This window comes from Pseudovibrio sp. M1P-2-3 (genome assembly GCF_031501865.1).
GTDB lineage: Bacteria > Pseudomonadota > Alphaproteobacteria > Rhizobiales > Stappiaceae > Pseudovibrio > Pseudovibrio corallicola.
Genome location: NZ_JARRCW010000001.1, coordinates 2,073,424 through 2,089,892 on the forward strand (window position 1 = coordinate 2,073,424; position 16,469 = coordinate 2,089,892).

The following is a 16,469-nucleotide window of genomic DNA, read 5'->3' on the forward strand; positions in this document are numbered from 1 at the left end:
GTAGTAATGCTCGTGCGTTAACCCTATTAAACTTGACAGTTTGCGCGAGCTCATAGGTAATGGCTGCAGGTTCTCTGCTAGCCTCCGGCCCCATAAATAGAAAATTTTGCGTCCCAGTGTCACAGGCTTGACAGCACACTTCAGCGCTGCTGCTCTGCGCCTTGCAGAGCTACGCGCAAAATGCAGATTTTATCTTTACGGGAGTTGTGTTTTCGTGTCTTGCTTTTGATATCCTTGACTGTCTTCGCAGCTGCTGCGCTTGTGGTCCTTGGATCTTGCTCTTCGGTCACTCCTGTCATTGTGATCAAGGGCTAAAACTATACCTTAATTAATCTGCTCGATCTGTTCATATAGCTTTGATTGGGACCAAAATGATGTTTATGTAAAAATCTCCCATATTATAGTAAAGCAAACGAGGGTTTTCTTTACTCAAGGGTGCTCTCTTCCGTACGCTTGAGTTTTTGCACTTTCTCAAGTTAAATTACTCGGTAAGGGAAACTAGGTTTCAAAACCACCTCTACTACCGGGTTACTTAACTCCCCTGCGAGGCCTTCAATGAAGATCGGCTATGCTCGTGTTTCAACCCTCGATCAGAACTCCTTGCTGCAAGAAGACGCGTTAAGTGCTGCTGGCTGTGAGAGGGTCTTTATTGACCATGTGAGTGGGTCTGTTGCTGCGCGTCCGAATTTGAGTAAAGCCAAAGAGCTTCTGCGTGAGGGAGATACCCTCGTGGTGTGGCGGTTGGATCGATTGGGTCGCTCCCTAAAGGACCTTATTGAATGGGCAGTTTGGCTCGAAGAGCGCAAAGTAGCCCTACAGAGTATACAGGAGGTCATTGATACTTCTACACCAACTGGCAAACTAACGTTCCACCTTTTTGGCGCTCTGGCTGAATTTGAACGTAATCTCATTCGAGAGCGCACTCAAGCAGGCCTTAAAGCCGCGCGGGCGAGAGGGCGTGTAGGTGGAAGGCCAAAAGCGCTTGATCCAGATACGCGCCGTCTTGCCGTACATCTTTACAAGGAAGGCAAAACACCAATAGCGAAGATTTGCAAGATGATGGGCATATCCAAGCCTACCTTATATTCTTATGTAAAAAGCGAGTGAGTTCTCCACTTTTTCCCGTTGATATGCCTTTCGGGCATAACATCAATATAGATCACTGCTATCGCCCCTTCTCTCCCATACACAATGTGTGGACCTCACTTACTCATCAGCAGTTAAGTCTCCCATAGCCCTCGAAAAAATCATATCAGACAGGCCTATTTCTAAACCTATATGTTTAGTCCCACGATGAGATGGTGTGGTTGTTTCATAAATCTGTCCGGCTCTTTTGTCCATTGCTTGGTGATGTACTCAAAGGGCGTTTGTCCTTTGAGAGCCTTGAGGCGCTTGGCAAAGTTATAAGCCTGTATGAACGTTTCCAGATGAGTGCGTAGTTCGCTGTGTGTCTGATAATAATAGCGCCGGACAGTGGCCTCTTTGAGGGTGCGGTTCATGCGTTCGACTTGGCCATTCGTCCAGGGGTGAGCTGGTTTTGTGAGCCGGTGATCGATATGGTTTTGGGCGCAAGCCAGAACAAAGCCATGGCAGCGAAATGGCTGGCCAGTAGCGAGCATATGCGTAATGTCCTTAGCGTTCCAGCTGTCGCCTTTGGGATCGGTGAAATGGGTGCCGTTGTCTGTTAGAACGGTGTGGATTTTATAGGGAACCACCTTGATGAGGCTACGTAGAAAGTCGCCAGCAATCCTTCTGGTCGCTTTTTCATGCAGCTGCATAAAGGTAAATTTAGATGTGCGATCAATGGCCACAAACAGATACAGTTTGCCTTCTGCAGTTCGGACTTCCGCGATATCTATGTGAAAATAGCCGATCGGATAAGCTTTGAAACGTTTCTTCACCTTGTCCTTATCTGGAGCTGGAAGACGCGAGATTCCGTGACGCTGGAACAAGCGGTGAAGGGAGGACCGGCTCAGATGCGGGATTTCATCCTGCAGAGCATAAAGGCAGTCATCAAGCGGTAACAAAGAGTGCTTGCGAAAAGCGACACACGCAGCCTCTTCAGCCAGAGTGAGGACTGTAGAGCGCGGATTTTCCCGTCCCATGGGTTGATCTTCTACGCTGGTCCGTTTCTTCCATTTCATCACCGTTTTAGGGTTGATGTTATAACGGATGCTTAATTCCTTGATTGTCGCATCCGATTTTTGGATGGCCGATCGAACCGCGTGAGTAGTCGTGGCGCTGCCGTGCAATACCTGTCCCATAGCCCCTCCTTACAAGATGGCGTCAATAATAAACTGATTCCATCTCCTTGCGGGACTATACACCTATAGTCTTGAGCCTTTATACTGAAACATATCCAGCTGCCTTGAAGTAATTCCAACACTCTTGGGGTGTGAACAGATCGCATATGTCACCCAGAGCCTTTATCAAGGTCTCAAAGGTTCTGGCTTTCATTCTGCGTAGGTGTGCTTTGAGCTTGGAAAACGCCATTTCGATAGGATTGAGATCAGGAGAATAGGGCGGCAGAAAAAGGAACCAACACCCGCTTTGTCTGAGGGCCCTTGCGGCTTCTGGAACTTTGTGTGTGGACAGGTTATCCAGAATGACCACCGTTTTAGGGTGCAAGCATGGAGCCAGTTGTGTCGTGATATAAGTGGTGAATGCCTTGCCATTCATGGCCCCGTCCAGAACCCAGGGCGCAATGAGTCCCTCGTGGGTCAAACCGGCGATAAAGGTCTGGTTCTGCCAGCGTCCAAACGGCGCTGTGTCAAGGGCTCGTTCCCCTTTAAAGGCTCGGCCTCGCAGCCGGGTTAAATTCGTTTTAACACTGGTTTCATCGAGAAACACCAGTCTCTCAGGCAGATCACGCATTATAGGCTGACGGGTGTGGCGCCATTCATCTCTGGCATTTTGTACATGGAGTTTGCCACGCTCGGTTGCCACCAACGATTTTTTTTATAGGTGTAGCCAAGACGGCGCAAAGCCTTGGAGACGGAAGTATGGTGAACCCTCACTCCCTCAGCCATGAAAAGTGCATCACATAACTCCATCAACGTGATATCTCCGTCTTGATTGACCAGCTCGCGCAAGAAGGAGAGGTAGGGCTCCAATTTTCCGCCTCCCTTTGGGCGCCCTGTCCTGACCGGGATTAAACTCTGCCCCTCCCGAACGTTACGGGCCAAGCGAGATCCTGATGCTGGAGAGATCAGCAGGCGGCGTGCTGCTTCACGCCCGCTCATCCCGGATAAAATGAGCCTTTTAAAGCGAAGGCGTAAATCAAGTGAAAGTGGCCGGCCCATGTGATCTCCTCCCTAAAAGGAGTGAATCACAAATCAACCTGATTGGGAATCCCCAATCGATTCAGCGTTGCGCCTCATTGCTTTAGAGGTTTAATGACGCTTCCGCCCCATACTTGGGCCACGCGATGCAGCGCATTTGGCTGAAGTTTGACCAAGGTAACCTGAGTATGCCAGCAGAAAGCAGGCAGAAACAAAAGTGCACGAAGTGCCGCGGCCGTGGAATTTTAAAGCTGGCGAGATCCCTGCCGTAAATTGATCAGGATTGGTCTTGCTGTGGCACTGCAGCTTAGGGGCGGAATGGGCCAACAGCTGCCGTTCGCTGCACTGCGAGATTTGGCTCTCCTTTTGATGTTTTTGCTTAATTTTTAAGCGCGATAATGAGTAATATCGCCTCTAACGGGTTCTTCCAGCTTTCAGACTTACACTTCGCTAGCGGGGATGGGGACGGGACGGCGTGGAGACTTCATCATGACCATTAAAAACCTTCCCATGCTCTGCCCGCCAAAACCCGCTTGGAACAAGGGTCGCCTCGTTGGGCAAAAACGTCCTTTGCTCCCCAAACATGTCTGGTCGATACGGGTACGGCTGGAGCTGGCACATAAGCTCCGTGACTTGGCTCTGTTTAATACGGCCATCGACAGCAAATTGCGGGGCTGTGACCTTGTCTGCCAGAAGGTGCGCGATGTGTATGCTGTTGGCTGCGTTAAATCCCGGACCTCGGTGTTGCAGCGTAAAACTCAAAAGCCGGTCCAGTTTGAGCTGTCGGAAGGCACCAGAGCCTCGTTAGCCACCTGGATCAACCAGCCCGCAATGCATGGGGCCACGTATCTGTGGCCGGGGCGGTTTCATGAGTGGCCGCATATCTCGCAGCGCCAGTATGCCCGGTTGCTGAAGGGATGGGTTCGCTCAATCGGCTTGGAGCCTTGTGCCTACGGCACGCATTCCATGCGCCGGACCAAGGTTGCGCATATCTACCAGAAAACGGGGAACTTACGCGCGGTTCAGCTGCTGCTTGGGCATACGAAGATGGACAGTACTGTCAGGTATCTGGGTGTCGAGCTGGAAAATGCCTTGGCTCTTTCAGAGAGTGTCGACTTGTGAAGCAGGAGGTGCCGCGGCCATCTACCACGTGCGAACTGTGGTCGGAGGCTGAAAGGGTGTCGCGCGTTCAACAGCCTGAATTACTTATGTAGGTTGTCTCTGCGCCTTCAGATGGTTTACGCCATGCAGTTTTATGAGGCCGCGTGGGTTGCCATCTCTATCGATGCGCATGGCCTTGCCGCTTTCATTGGGAAAGACATTGGTTCTGAGGTCTTTCAGGATTTGCTTGCCATGGCCGAACGGGGCGAGGAAGTCGATGCACCAGAGACGATCGCCAGCGTTCCAGTCCTGCGGCTGCAGAATATAATCGCCGTTGACATAGTCCTGTTCGACTGTCTCGGTCAGGCGGGCCCAAGTGATGAGGCCGACGGGGGTCTGTTTGTCGCGATAGATGCGGAACTGGTTGAGGTGGATCGGCGGCAGGAACACAGCGCCGATATCATTGATATGGTATTCGCAGTGCAGTTTGGAGGCGAGCAGCAGGGAGGTCACCTCTCCAAGTAACTTGATGCGTTGCTGTTGGCTCAAACGGGTGTAAATACCGTTTTGAGGGCTGAAAAAATTACTTGCCTTACTGGTGTCTTTAGGCTGCATGTCGCGCCACTATCCCTTCTAGTCAGCTGCTATCAATCTCTTAGGGCACCCCGCATAACACAACTGATCTTAGACACAATCGCGAACCATCTAAACCTCTAGGGGTATATTTCACATTGTCCTATTGAAAATTGCAGGAAGGCGCAGGTATAGCATGGCAATACTGGTAGTGCGGTGCGCGAATGGTAGATCTTTAAATTTCTTAAATTGAGGAAAGAAACCTATGAAAATTAAGCTCTCTCAATTTGTTATACTAATCCTTAGCTGTCTACTTATTTTGCCACATGGAGCAGCTGCCGAAGATAAAGCTAAGGGGCCAATACTAACCCTGGAGGGAGCAAAAATAACACCGCCCAAGGCTGGCCAACTTATTGTTAAAGTCCATCCCAATGGTTGTGTTGCCTCCGCATGGGCAAGCGGTTTCTTACCAGATGATCGACTAGCTCAGATAGTCCAAGAGCATATTAGTGGTGAAGAGCCGCGAACTCAGATTGATACTGATTTAATGCGGGCAGTCGCTCGAAACAACTTAACCGAAGTTGAGCGACTAATAGCTCATGGTGTCAACATCAATCAATCTAATGACTATGGCTGCAGCGCCCTCTTCTGGGCTGTCGCTTTTGCCTACGAAGATATCTTGGAAGTGCTACTTCAAGTTGGGGCAGATGTTAATCAAACAGATTCAGTTGGGCGATCGCCATTGATGACTGCGGCTGTGCGGGGTTCACTGTCAATGACGAAGAAGCTTATCAAAGCTGGCGCCAATATTCACCACATTCAAACTGGAGGAACGTACCAAGCCGGGCATACAGCGCTCCACCATGCTGCATACAAAGCAAAAAATACTAATGTACTCAGTTATTTAATTGAGCATGGCATTGATATTAATTCGGTCAATAAAAACGGACAAACGCCGTTAATACGTGCTGCTCGTAGAGGGAATTTTGAGAACATGAAGTTACTTTTGAGTGCCGGCGCGAACACAACCCTCATAGATGACAATAACAATACTGCATTAAAGTTAGCAAAACGCAAAGACCCGATAGCAGCCGAGAAGTTATGGAATTCTTACAAGTAAATAAAATTTCAAAAATTGCGACTACTGTTAATTTAATAAAGGTGGATACATAAAATGGGATTTTGGGAGCTAGAACCCGACGAAATTATTGAGGGGCTGGATGGAAAAATTGACCTAACTAAAAACAGGATTGTTGGGTATTATGGCGAATTATCGGCGGGGGTAGATTTTATCCCAAACGCCAATGTTGGCCCAGGAGTTGAAGGCGTTTATTTTCGCGGCGTAGACACAAAAACCAATGAGATTGTTACAGCATTTTATGTGGGGGCTACCATTGGGGCAGGAGTTTCACCCGGAGTGGTAGACGGGAGTGCAGGTTTCTTTGGCTTTACCGGTGATCCTGCCTCATTGGGCGGCTGGTCTTGGGGTGGGCAGCTCAATGCGGGCGTAACCGCAGGATTTTCAATTAACATATTTGGTAATGACAGCAATGTGCTCTACTTCTCAGGGATGAGCCAGTCAGCCGGGGCTAATCTTGCGATGGGATATACGGCGAGTGTCACGGTTGGCGCTCGGTCCGTATACTATTTTGGGCCAATTGACAGGCAAGAATTTAATAGCCTTTCTCTCGCTCACGACTTTATCTATTCAGAGATTAACCAGCCTCATGGTGGCACGTTTATAGATACAGATTTCCTCTATAGAGAAGCTATTTCTGGGACCGACTATATCTTGGTTCAAGAGCTTAAGGTTTATTCTGGCCAACAATACAATGGTGCCATTCGTGTCAAATCTTACGTGACCGATGGGAATGGACGCCCACTCGAAGGGGAAGTTGCCGAGGGAATATTGCAAGAACACGGTGTCCTCCGAACAGAGGACCCGTGGTTTGACGGGGAAGGTCCATATTCAGCGGCATATAGTTTCTATGGCTATAATAATAGAGGTGAATTCTTCAAAACCGGGGGGCTCTGCTTCCTATCCGGTACGCCCATTCTCATGTCTGATGGGCAGGAAAAGCCGATTGAGGATATTGCTGTTGGGGATCTGGTTCAATCCTATGACGAGAACGGGAACTTGGGGCCGGGCAAGGTGCGCCATGTTTTCCGTAATAGCTCCAAACATATTCTTGATGTCTTTGGGTTGATGGTGACCCCCGGTCACCTGACTTACTGCGCAGACGGGCCGCTCAAGGCGCGCCATGTGCCGATCCTTGATATTTTGCGAACGGACGGAGCGATGATGAGTGCCAATGGTACGCTAATCCGTGCCGCAACAGGGTGCCAAGTGGGGTCTGAAGGCGATGCGTTGCTATGGGTGGTAAATGGCCCCCAACAGGCCGATGGAACTATAAAAGTTCAGGACATGAAGCAAGTACGTACAGGCAGCCGCTATATTCTGGATGACGGCAACGATGTTAGTCTTCTGGATCTGGTGCAAGCTGCTGGCGGTATTGTAACCAATGAGGGGCTGGTACAATTGCCCCAGAGTGAAGAAGCTATGCCGTTCCGTTGGGTGTTTAAGGGGGATTTACCACAGCCGGAAGACTATGTTTTGCAGCGTTCACAGGCAACCTTGAGCGAGCTCTATGCCGAAGGGAAATGGGAGATTGATCCCCCTACTGCGAAGCTGGAGAGTGCGCATAGGGGCCGGCCCATCGTGACACGATCTACTGAGGAGATCGCTGCTGGCAATCCCAATATTCCATTGAGCTTTCAAATACCCCACACGTAGACGCTCCGTTTTACAGTCCGTAGAGGGGACAGTGTCGGCACCGCTACAATCTGTAATTGATTTAGCTCAGATACTGCTCCCCATGGGGGCGCTGATTTTCCTAATTTATCTGAGGAAGCAGTGCCCTACCCCCTGACGTTTGATTAGATTGATATTGTTATGTCCCATTTCCGTAAGCTGCCAGTTATACAAGGGGCTATGGCCCGTGTTTTTACCCCGGAACTGGTGTTCAAGAACACCTCGAAGTTCACTCCTCCTAGTTGGGTTTCAAAGAACGGGGCGCCGCTAAGCACCCATCTTACCAAAGACGGTAATTACGCTTCTTTTAACTTCGAAGTGGAAAGAAAGCATACCTATATCGCAGGTGGTATGCGGGTACACAATGATTGTGATGTGAGCGATCACATCCTGACAAAAGCGCAAGCAGACCTGCTACGCTCAATGTTCGGGGAAGATCAAGTTTTTATCGAAGACTTGGGCAACGGTAAATTTATATACTTTTTAGATGATGAGTTTGAGGTCGTTCTGAGCAGCCCCGTTTGAGTGGTCCGCTTTGAAAGTTAGTGCATGGTTGGATATGCCGGATCTCTATCGCTTTCACTCTGGCCCATGATAGCAAGGGTTCATTGATGTTTTCCGGGCCATTGTCAACACGTATCACGGCAGGCTTGCCGCGCCATTCCAGCACTTGTTGCAGCGTGCGCACCACTCTGAGCGCTGGCAAAGAGAAGTCAACTTCAATCGCCAATCCCTCCCGGTTGAAGTCATCAAGGATAGTGAGCGTTCGAAATCGCCTGCCATCTTCCAGCTGGTCAGACATGAAATCCATCGACCACACATCATTGGGACGGGATGGCACCACAAGCTCGTCAGGTTTTTCTCGCTTCAACCGCTTGCGCGGTCTGATCCGTAGGTTCAACTCCAACTCTCGGTAAATGCGATAAACACGCTTATGGTTCCTGCTATAGCCTTTGATATTGCGAAGATATGGAAAACATAGTCCGACCCCCCAAGTTCTATTGGCTGTCGTTAAGCATAGCAGCCAGTCGGCTATGACAGCGTTCTCATCGATCAAGCGCCACTGATAACTGTAACAGCGCTCACTCACACCAAAGGTGCGACACGCCAGAGCAATGGAAACCCCTTTGACTTCAACGGCAAGCATAGCCATCTCCTTGCACTGAGATGGCTTCAGTACTTTTTTGCCGAAGCTTCCTTCAAAAGCTCATTTTGCAATGAAAGCTCCGCATACATCTTCTTGAACCGACGCAACTCGTCTTCCGTAGAAATCATCGATGTATCCAACCCACCATACTTTGCCCACCATTTATAGTAGCTGGCTGGCTCATACCATGTTCACGGCACTGCTGAGCAACCGGAATACCACTTTCTCCTTGCTTCAAAATTGCAATGATCTGCACATCGCTAAAACGAGATGTTTTTATAAAATAAGTCCTAAAATATGAGCCAACAATATCTCTACTTTTAAACTCGATCAAATTCCGGGGGGATTGCCCCATGATCAGACTTCCGCTACTTTTTTTTTTGGGGGGGGGGGAGGACAGTATGAGAGTTTATTACTCTCCCACAACTCCAAGGTTCAGTCGAAAATAATTTTCTTTCAATTTTATCTAGTAAAGCTAATATATTGCTATGGCTGGGGTAAGTGTAAGTTCATTACGATCAGATTTATGGTCAATGCCTACCAATAAGGTGGCGCATATTATTCAGCTTATGGAGTCCGACGGTGTTAAGCGGCAAGATATACTTGCGCGTACTGGAATTAATTCTGCGGACCTCTTATCCCCCAATGCTCTTGTCAGTTTTCCGCAGTCGTTTACTCTTATTCGCAACCTATTAGGGCTCTCTCGTCGACCTGGCCTTGGTCTTTATGTTGGTCAACATGAAAACATCGGCACCTGCGGCCTGATGGGATACGCAATGAGCTGCGCTCCCAATATTGGGCGGGCAATGGAGCTTGCCGTTAAGTATGTTAGAGCTTCTGCGACCCTGACGGATATCCTGTTTTCTTTAGATGGTGATGAGCTTCTATTCACCGCCACGCCAATTGCGACTGAAAGAGATATTCTTCCCTTTGTCATCGAAGAAGTCTTCAGCGCCACGCTGCGCATCTTTCACCTGATCAGTGGTATTAAGCTCCCCCCCAGTAAAGTGTCTTTGTCCTATAGTGATCCCGGTTATGGGCAGCTTTATAAAAAGACGTTTGGTTGCCCTGTAGAGTTTAATAGACCTACAAATACCATAATCTATGATAGGGAGGTTTTAGGGCTCCCCACGCTTCAGGGAAATCCAGTTTCAGAGGCCATGGCTGTCAAGCTCTGCGACAAGCATCTAGAAGACCATGGCACTACAGAGAGTGTTGTGATGAAGGTTCGACGGGAACTTATTGCCCATCCCTCCAAGTTTCCCTCAGAAGAGATAATTGCTGATAAACTACAGATTCATTCCAGAAGTTTGCGTAGGCACTTGCAGTCCAATGGCACAAGCTACCAGCAAATTCTGGATTCCGTTCGTGAACAGCTTGCGAAAGAATACCTTCAGTGCACGAAAATGCCTATGGAGGAAATCGCCGGGCTAATAGGCTATTCAGACACCAGCAACTTCCGCCGCGCATTCAAAAGATGGACCCAAATAGCGCCCAGCGACTTTCGAAAACAGGCAGCAACAGAGTTGGCCATCTGATACTGCGCTTTTCTAAACGGCTTTCTGTCCGAAAATGACCTCCCAAGAGCCCATTCGTGACCTCTTACACCTGTGATTCTTTTGATACTAATTCATATTGAGTGCCGGATCGGGGGGGAGTACGGGATACTTGCGGGTACCAGCGCCATTGGGGAGGCGTTGGTGCTTGTGCTCTGTTGATTGTATGTGGGGAGACATCATGAAATCGAAAATAATCATCATCGGCTCTGGTTTCGGGGGAATTGCCACTGCCAAGAAACTATTGGATGAAGGTGAAACTGATTTCCTGATTTTGGAGCGCGCTGGAGATGTTGGGGGCGTATGGCGGGACAATGCGTACCCGGGCGCTGTGTGTGATGTACAGTCCCACCTCTACTCGTTTTCTTTTGACCTTAATGCCAACTGGGAACACGATTATGGGCGCCAACCTGAGATATACGCGTACCTGCGTAAAAACGTTGAGAAGTGGGGACTGTTGCCTAAAGTTCGTTTGAATGAGGACGTCATGAAACTCAAGTGGCATGAAGAAGGTGGCGAGTGGGAAATCGTCACTACGCAGGCCACATATCGCGCGCAGTTTGTTGTTGGTGCCTTTGGTAACTTGAGTGATCCATCTATCCCAAAGATTAAGGGCCTAGAAAGCTTTGAGGGGGAGGTCACCCACTCCGCACAGTGGACAGAAGATTTCTCTTATAAGGGCAAACGGGTAGCAATTATTGGTACTGGCGCTTCAGCCATTCAGATTGTTCCCTGCATTCAGCCCGAAGTTGAGAAACTGATGGTCTTTCAGCGCACACCGCCGTGGATTTTACCTCGCTACGACGAGCCTATTCCGAACGAACAGCAACAGCGTTATGCTAGCCAGAAATGGAGAATGCGACTTGAGAGAGCGCGTCTTTATTTCACAAGGGAATTTAATGTTCTGGGCTTTATGTTCCCGCGCCTGATGAAAAAGCCTGAGAGGCAAGCTCTAAATCACTTAAAGGCGTCTGTGCCAAACGTGGAACTTCGGAAGAAATTGACGCCCAACTACACAATTGGCTGCAAGCGCGTTTTGCTGTCCAACACCTATTATCCTGCTATTGGCAACGAAAATGTTGAAGTGACCACCTCAGGTGTTCGCTCAATCACAAAGGACGCTATTGTTGGGAGTGATGGCGTGAGCAGGGAAGTGGATTCCATTATTCTCAGTACCGGTTTTATGACACAGGACATGCCGTTTACACATATCATCTACGGCAAGGACGGGCGAACACTTGCGGATACTTGGGGGGATGATCCGCAGTCTCTCGTTGGAACCTCAATGGTCAACTTTCCCAATTTCTTCCTGCTGCATGGCCCCAATACAGGGCTGGGCCACACATCTGGTGTCTTCATTTTGGAAATTCAGGCAGAACACGCAATCAGCTGTATTTTGCATGCACTGAAGAAGGAAAAGCCGATTATTGAGCCGCGCTTACAAGCTCAGGAAGCTTTCCAAACATGGATTCAGAAAAAATCAAAGGGGACCGTCTGGACATCCGGAGGCTGTCAAAGCTGGTATCTTGATGATGATGGAAAAAATACGAGTCTGTGGCCAAGCTTCACCTTCGCATTCCGCAGCAGAGTGAGAAAAATACGCCCCAAAGAGTATGAATTGCGCGATCTGGCGGGCCCCGCAAAACTAAATGAGGTGGCGTAAACCATGAGCAATACTAAACGATCTGCCGCCCGCTCTCTGGACCGTGTCCTTGAAGCCATGCCAAGTTGGCTGCTTGGGTTGCCCCGCAACCGGCGCGGTTATCACCTGTCACCCCTGTTGAATGTGGTTCGTAAAGTTCAACGAGGTTCGCAAACCACTTTAATGAATAGTAATAACCCTAAGCAATTACGCAAAAAAATACGGGATAACCTACTGCCTCTGCAGGTGTCCTATGAAGTTCAAGAGGTCAGGAATGTTCAGATAGACTTGTCTGATAGGCTCTTAAATGCGCGTCTTTATATCCCTAAGGGTAAAGGGAGCCTGCCAGCTTTAACCGTATATTTTCACGGCGGTGGGTATATTTTCGGCGACCTTGATACCCACGACGACCTTTGCCGATTGCTCTGTAGAGAATCCGGCACTCAGGTTCTTTCGGTAGAATATCGTCTGGCCCCAGAGCACCCTTTCCCAGCAGCTCTGCAAGACGCAATAGAAGCATTTCACTGGGCACAAAAAAACGCCAAGAGCTTTGGCGTGTCGCCTTCCGCAATCGCCTTGGCGGGGGATAGCGCTGGCGGAAATTTGGCAACAGTTGCAGCACAAGACCCATCTCAATACGGGCCGCCCCTTGCGCAGCTTCTCGTTTACCCCGGAACAGATGGGGAGACTGTCAGGCCCTCACACACACAATATGGTGACGCATACTTTCTGGATTTAGAAGATCGCAAAGCCTTCCAAAGGTACTATCTCAGCGGAGGACTTACAGGTATGCACGACCCACAGGTTTCCCCGCTATTGGGGGATATATCACCTGAGTTTGCCCCCGCACTGATTGCAACGGCCGGGTTTGATATTCTCCATGATGAAGGGGAAGCCTATGCCACGAAGCTGGTGCGCGCAGGCGTTCAGGTAGACTATTTATGCTTTGAGCGCCTTGTGCATGGCTTTGGCAATATGGTTGCGGTCCATCGGGCCTCTGAAAAAGCCCTGCTAGAAGTGGCCAGACGTTGGAAGCGCCTCTGTTACTCGCAGCTCGGTGCCTCAGCACAAGTGGCTGTTAAGCAAAACTACAGCAAGGCAACGGCGTAAATCTCATAGCTTTGGGGGAAACATGCAAGGCTACAAAAATATAGCAGATATTTTTCAGCTCATTTCGCTTAAACGTTGCCCAGCTGGTATTTTCGCATGGAAGCACCGAATGGGGATACATTTGGCGTTCCATCAAACCCCCATGAACAATTTCCTGCATATTGTCATGCCGCCCTTCAATTCTCTGGGTGTACTCCTGTGCATCTACGGTATTTTTATTCCAGTGGGTGATTATTTTGGGGGCTCTGTATCACTTGCACTCCTGCTGCTTAGCCTAACTTTTGCGGCATACCTTTTGGTGGATGTGATTGTGGCAGTGCTGGCAATCGCCCCAGTCATTCTTCTTTATCCTTTGTGCCATTGGATCTATCAGGCTGTCGATGGTTCCCTATTTCTGATGTTCATCATTGGCTTGGTTGTTTTTCTCGCAGCTCTTTGGATACAGGTGGGTATTGGGCATAAGGTTTATGAAGAGGGTATTGGCGATGAAGATGAAAACATTGGAGAAATGTTTGCCACCCTTAACCCCACATACTTTATAATTTTACCACTCTATCCCATTATGGAGCTCCTTTTTCTCGCAGGATACCGCCCCAAAACGGCCTCTCAGATCTGTGGAATATCCGGTGAATTGCGGCCTCTCGTTGAAAAGAGAAAACGTGAGCATCCGCTGGGAAAAGGCATTTGAGGGGAAGCGACAGATGACAAGAGCCGCGACTACGAGTGAAAACCTATTATTTCAGAGCATAAAAATTGGGGGGGTGGAGCTTTCTGGCAGGCTGGCGAAATCGGCAACAGTTGAAACGCGGTGCACAGAAGATGGTTTTATAACTGATCAGCTCATTGAGTTTTATGAGGAAATCGCCCGTGGGGGAACGCCTCTTATTATCTCCGGTGCTTCCAGTTATAACCGATACGCCCGTGGTGTTCCCTACCAGATCAGTGTGGATGCAGATGATAAAATCCCTGGCTTGAAAAAGCTGGCGCAAGCGGTTCATCGGCATCAATCAAAAATTTTCATTCAGATCTATCATACATCCCGTCAGGCTCTCCCTGAGCCCGTTGGCAGAAAAGACGCACAAGGGCCCTCGAGCGTTAGGGAACCCACCTTAGGCGTGAAACCACGCGCCATGAGCATTGCTGAAATTCAGGAGACAATTCAGGAATATGCACTTGCAGCTGAACGCTGCAAAAAAGCGGGCATTGACGGGGTTCAAATTCATGCCTCTCATGGTTATCTCATCAGCGCGTTTTTAACTCCTCATACCAATCGGCGAAAAGACCAATATGGTGGCTCCTTTGAAAACCGCATGCGCCTGCTCGTTGAAACCTACCGGGCAGTTAGAAAACGTGTCGGTCCTGACTATCCTCTCATTTTGAAACTCAACGGCTCCGATGAATTACCCTTTAGAAAAGGACTAGGGACGTCTGAGCTGGTAAAAGTGGCACAGAATATGGAGGGGGAGGGAATTGACGCTGTTGAGATCACCACAGGCCACTATGAATCGGGAACAACCTTCTCAAGGGCAAGATGGCAAGGCTTCACGAAGCTTCTCACATCCAAAGGTGTGGGAGCCAATTTTTCATGGCCGCGCCGCTGGGGTATGTGGCTTGTTGCCCCAGTGATAGACAGCCTGTTTAATAAAATATCGGTTTACTCTGAGGGCTTTAACGCAAATTATGCCCGCCAGTTTAAAGCAGCCCTCAAAATTCCGGTTATCTGCGTTGGAGGCTTCATACAAAAAGACGCCATGGAGGCGTCTTTGCAGCGGGGAGATAGCGACATGATCTCGGTCGCCCGCGCGCTTGTGGCAGACCCCTATCTCTATAGAAATTTACAGGATGGTATCAAAGGCCCGCAATGCCAATACTGCAATAAATGCCTTGCCTTAGCCGGTGTAAAACCACTCACGTGCTTCCATCTTGAAGTCGCAATCCAAAGGCAAAAAATGATTGCCAGCTACGCCCATAAAAACCGAAAACAAACTTGAGCCCAATCAACTGAGGTTAAGATAAACGTATGACCGTTGGCACACCCTATAACCTATCTAACGGAACCACTCTCAAAAATCGCTTTTTCAAAGCTGCAATGAGCGAGCAACTTGCGGATCGCGCTCATAATCCCACGTCAGAAATCACAAACCTTTACAGGGCATGGGCCAAGGGAGGCGCCGCTCTCGTCGTCACCGGCAACATAATGGTTGACAGGCGGCAGCTGGGAGAACCCAAAAACGTGGTTCTTGATAGTCATAGTGATCTGAAAAAATTCAAGGAGTGGGCCAAGGCGGGCGCGGGCAACAATACCCAAGTTTGGGTGCAGCTCAATCATCCGGGTAAGCAGGTTCCTAATTTCATAAACTCAAAGCCAGTGGCCCCTTCTGCAATTCCGTTTAAAGGAGCCTTAAGGGCAAACTTCGCGCCACCCCGAGCATTGCAGGAAACCGAAATATATGAAGTCATCGATCAGTTCGCAAAGAGTGCGCAACTGGCTAAAAACGCTGGGTTTCAAGGCATACAGATCCACGCCGCCCACGGATATCTCATCAATCAGTTTCTATCTCCGCGCCATAATCGCAGAGAGGATCAATGGGGCGGATCAATTGAAAATCGGATGCGGTTTCTCTTGGAAGTTTATGAGGAAATTCGGAAGGTTGTCGGACCGCAATTTCCAGTTGGCGTCAAACTTAATTCGGCTGATTTCAGCTCTGGTGGCTTTTCCGAAGAAGACTCGCTTTTTGTTATCAAGCATTTTGGCGAAGTTGGTGTGGACCTGATTGAAGTCTCCGGCGGTTCCTATGAAAACACAGCAATGGCAGACGGCGTAGAGCAAAAGGACAGTACCATCAAACGGGAAGCCTATTTTCTTGAGTTTGCGGAAAAAGCGAGGAAACACACGGATACATGTCTGGTTGTCACAGGTGGCTTTCGCTCAGTTCAAGGCATGAATGAGGCCTTAACGTCTAACGCAACTGATTTAATCGGAATGGCTCGCCCAATGTCGATTGACCCAGATCTTCCCAACAAAGCGCTTAGCGATAGCAACTATAAAATCTCCCTTCGCAAGCTTACAACAGGCATTCGCACTCTGGATAAAATGGTCCTGCTCAATATGACATGGTACGAAGCACAGCTTGCTAGGATAGGGCAGGGCAAACCACCAAGCCCGGCCTTAAGTGAATGGCGCTCAACCCTGATGGTTCTTTCCAATCTTGGCCTTTATGCGTTCAAAAAACGAAGGGCTTGAGTG

General features: G+C 49.1%; 15 protein-coding genes and 1 pseudogene. 11 read left to right on the forward strand and 5 right to left on the reverse strand.

The annotated features are described in order from the left end of the window. Positions 1 to 140: 140 nt before the first annotated feature. Positions 141 to 299, reverse strand: a complete 159-nt coding sequence (locus tag P6574_RS09310) for a hypothetical protein (RefSeq protein ID WP_310620046.1) — start codon at positions 297 to 299, stop codon at positions 141 to 143. 256 nt (positions 300 to 555) lie between these two features. On the opposite strand from P6574_RS09310, the gene P6574_RS09315 reads away from it, so the two are divergent. Next, positions 556 to 1,107 (forward strand): recombinase family protein, encoded by a 552-nt coding sequence (locus P6574_RS09315; protein ID WP_310620047.1) that lies wholly within the window; start codon positions 556 to 558, stop codon positions 1,105 to 1,107. A gap of 167 nt (positions 1,108 to 1,274) precedes the next feature. Here P6574_RS09315 and P6574_RS09320 read toward each other — a convergent pair whose 3' ends face one another. Together P6574_RS09320 and P6574_RS09325 are read right to left on the reverse strand one after the other, a co-directional pair. Continuing rightward, positions 1,275 to 2,264 (reverse strand): IS481 family transposase, encoded by a 990-nt coding sequence (locus P6574_RS09320; RefSeq protein WP_310618980.1) that lies wholly within the window; start codon positions 2,262 to 2,264, stop codon positions 1,275 to 1,277. 79 nt (positions 2,265 to 2,343) lie between these two features. Further along, positions 2,344 to 3,302 (reverse strand): IS630 family transposase gene (locus P6574_RS09325; RefSeq protein ID WP_310620048.1). Its coding sequence is split into 2 segments (ribosomal slippage): positions 2,344 to 2,958 and positions 2,961 to 3,302, totalling 957 coding nucleotides; the frame shifts between segments, so codons are not numbered across the junction. Between the two features lie 468 nt (positions 3,303 to 3,770). On the opposite strand from P6574_RS09325, the gene P6574_RS09330 reads away from it, so the two are divergent. Next, positions 3,771 to 4,403 (forward strand): tyrosine-type recombinase/integrase, encoded by a 633-nt coding sequence (locus P6574_RS09330; protein WP_310620049.1) that lies wholly within the window; start codon positions 3,771 to 3,773, stop codon positions 4,401 to 4,403. An 84-nt stretch (positions 4,404 to 4,487) separates the two neighbouring features. Here P6574_RS09330 and P6574_RS09335 read toward each other — a convergent pair whose 3' ends face one another. Further along, entirely contained in the window at positions 4,488 to 4,997 is a 510-nt protein-coding gene (locus P6574_RS09335; RefSeq protein ID WP_310620050.1) for a toxin-activating lysine-acyltransferase, read from the reverse strand. 223 nt (positions 4,998 to 5,220) lie between these two features. On the opposite strand from P6574_RS09335, the gene P6574_RS09340 reads away from it, so the two are divergent. From P6574_RS09340 to P6574_RS09350, 3 genes are all read left to right on the forward strand, one after another. Further along, positions 5,221 to 6,075, forward strand: a complete 855-nt coding sequence (locus P6574_RS09340) for an ankyrin repeat domain-containing protein (protein ID WP_310620051.1) — start codon at positions 5,221 to 5,223, stop codon at positions 6,073 to 6,075. A gap of 54 nt (positions 6,076 to 6,129) precedes the next feature. Next, entirely contained in the window at positions 6,130 to 7,749 is a 1,620-nt protein-coding gene (locus tag P6574_RS09345) for a Hint domain-containing protein (protein ID WP_310620052.1), read from the forward strand. Between the two features lie 159 nt (positions 7,750 to 7,908). Further along, positions 7,909 to 8,292 carry a hypothetical protein gene (locus tag P6574_RS09350; protein WP_310620053.1) on the forward strand — a complete coding sequence of 128 codons (384 nt, stop codon included), beginning with the start codon at positions 7,909 to 7,911 and terminating at the stop codon, positions 8,290 to 8,292. Here the strand turns inward: P6574_RS09350 and P6574_RS09355 are convergent. Continuing rightward, positions 8,285 to 9,194: pseudogene (locus tag P6574_RS09355) on the reverse strand (IS3 family transposase); the annotation flags it as partial. The gene P6574_RS09350 and the pseudogene P6574_RS09355 overlap by 8 nt on opposite strands. A 253-nt stretch (positions 9,195 to 9,447) precedes the next feature. Between P6574_RS09355 and P6574_RS09360 the strand changes: the two are divergent. The 6 genes from P6574_RS09360 (at position 9,448) to P6574_RS09385 (ending at position 16,466) form a co-directional block, all read left to right on the forward strand. Beyond that, positions 9,448 to 10,452, forward strand: coding sequence for an AraC family transcriptional regulator (locus tag P6574_RS09360; RefSeq protein ID WP_310620054.1), 1,005 nt, complete (start codon positions 9,448 to 9,450; stop codon positions 10,450 to 10,452). A 199-nt stretch (positions 10,453 to 10,651) separates the two neighbouring features. Further along, on the forward strand, positions 10,652 to 12,133 hold the full coding sequence (locus P6574_RS09365) for a flavin-containing monooxygenase (RefSeq protein WP_310620055.1): 1,482 nt from the start codon (positions 10,652 to 10,654) through the stop codon (positions 12,131 to 12,133). Positions 12,134 to 12,136: 3 nt separating this feature from the next. After that, positions 12,137 to 13,222, forward strand: coding sequence for an alpha/beta hydrolase (locus P6574_RS09370; RefSeq protein WP_310620056.1), 1,086 nt, complete (start codon positions 12,137 to 12,139; stop codon positions 13,220 to 13,222). Between the two features lie 22 nt (positions 13,223 to 13,244). Then, a complete protein-coding gene (locus P6574_RS09375; RefSeq protein ID WP_310620057.1) occupies positions 13,245 to 13,910 on the forward strand; it encodes a hypothetical protein in 666 nt (221 codons plus the stop codon). A 13-nt stretch (positions 13,911 to 13,923) separates the two neighbouring features. Continuing rightward, positions 13,924 to 15,213, forward strand: coding sequence for an NADH:flavin oxidoreductase (locus tag P6574_RS09380; RefSeq protein ID WP_310620058.1), 1,290 nt, complete (start codon positions 13,924 to 13,926; stop codon positions 15,211 to 15,213). A gap of 29 nt (positions 15,214 to 15,242) precedes the next feature. Beyond that, positions 15,243 to 16,466 (forward strand): NADH:flavin oxidoreductase/NADH oxidase family protein, encoded by a 1,224-nt coding sequence (locus P6574_RS09385; protein ID WP_310620059.1) that lies wholly within the window; start codon positions 15,243 to 15,245, stop codon positions 16,464 to 16,466. Positions 16,467 to 16,469 lie beyond the last annotated feature (3 nt).

What these genes read in the sequence shown, in the direction of transcription:
- P6574_RS09310 (WP_310620046.1), bottom strand. Translation starts at nt 299, where the DNA reads ATGACAGGAGTGACCGAAGAGCAAGATCCAAGGACCACAAGCGCAGCA.
- P6574_RS09315 (WP_310620047.1), top strand. Translation starts at nt 556, where the DNA reads ATGAAGATCGGCTATGCTCGTGTTTCAACCCTCGATCAGAACTCCTTG.
- P6574_RS09320 (WP_310618980.1), bottom strand. Translation starts at nt 2,264, where the DNA reads ATGGGACAGGTATTGCACGGCAGCGCCACGACTACTCACGCGGTTCGA.
- P6574_RS09330 (WP_310620049.1), top strand. Translation starts at nt 3,771, where the DNA reads ATGACCATTAAAAACCTTCCCATGCTCTGCCCGCCAAAACCCGCTTGG.
- P6574_RS09335 (WP_310620050.1), bottom strand. Translation starts at nt 4,997, where the DNA reads ATGCAGCCTAAAGACACCAGTAAGGCAAGTAATTTTTTCAGCCCTCAA.
- P6574_RS09340 (WP_310620051.1), top strand. Translation starts at nt 5,221, where the DNA reads ATGAAAATTAAGCTCTCTCAATTTGTTATACTAATCCTTAGCTGTCTA.
- P6574_RS09345 (WP_310620052.1), top strand. Translation starts at nt 6,130, where the DNA reads ATGGGATTTTGGGAGCTAGAACCCGACGAAATTATTGAGGGGCTGGAT.
- P6574_RS09350 (WP_310620053.1), top strand. Translation starts at nt 7,909, where the DNA reads ATGTCCCATTTCCGTAAGCTGCCAGTTATACAAGGGGCTATGGCCCGT.
- P6574_RS09360 (WP_310620054.1), top strand. Translation starts at nt 9,448, where the DNA reads ATGCCTACCAATAAGGTGGCGCATATTATTCAGCTTATGGAGTCCGAC.
- P6574_RS09365 (WP_310620055.1), top strand. Translation starts at nt 10,652, where the DNA reads ATGAAATCGAAAATAATCATCATCGGCTCTGGTTTCGGGGGAATTGCC.
- P6574_RS09370 (WP_310620056.1), top strand. Translation starts at nt 12,137, where the DNA reads ATGAGCAATACTAAACGATCTGCCGCCCGCTCTCTGGACCGTGTCCTT.
- P6574_RS09375 (WP_310620057.1), top strand. Translation starts at nt 13,245, where the DNA reads ATGCAAGGCTACAAAAATATAGCAGATATTTTTCAGCTCATTTCGCTT.
- P6574_RS09380 (WP_310620058.1), top strand. Translation starts at nt 13,924, where the DNA reads ATGACAAGAGCCGCGACTACGAGTGAAAACCTATTATTTCAGAGCATA.
- P6574_RS09385 (WP_310620059.1), top strand. Translation starts at nt 15,243, where the DNA reads ATGACCGTTGGCACACCCTATAACCTATCTAACGGAACCACTCTCAAA.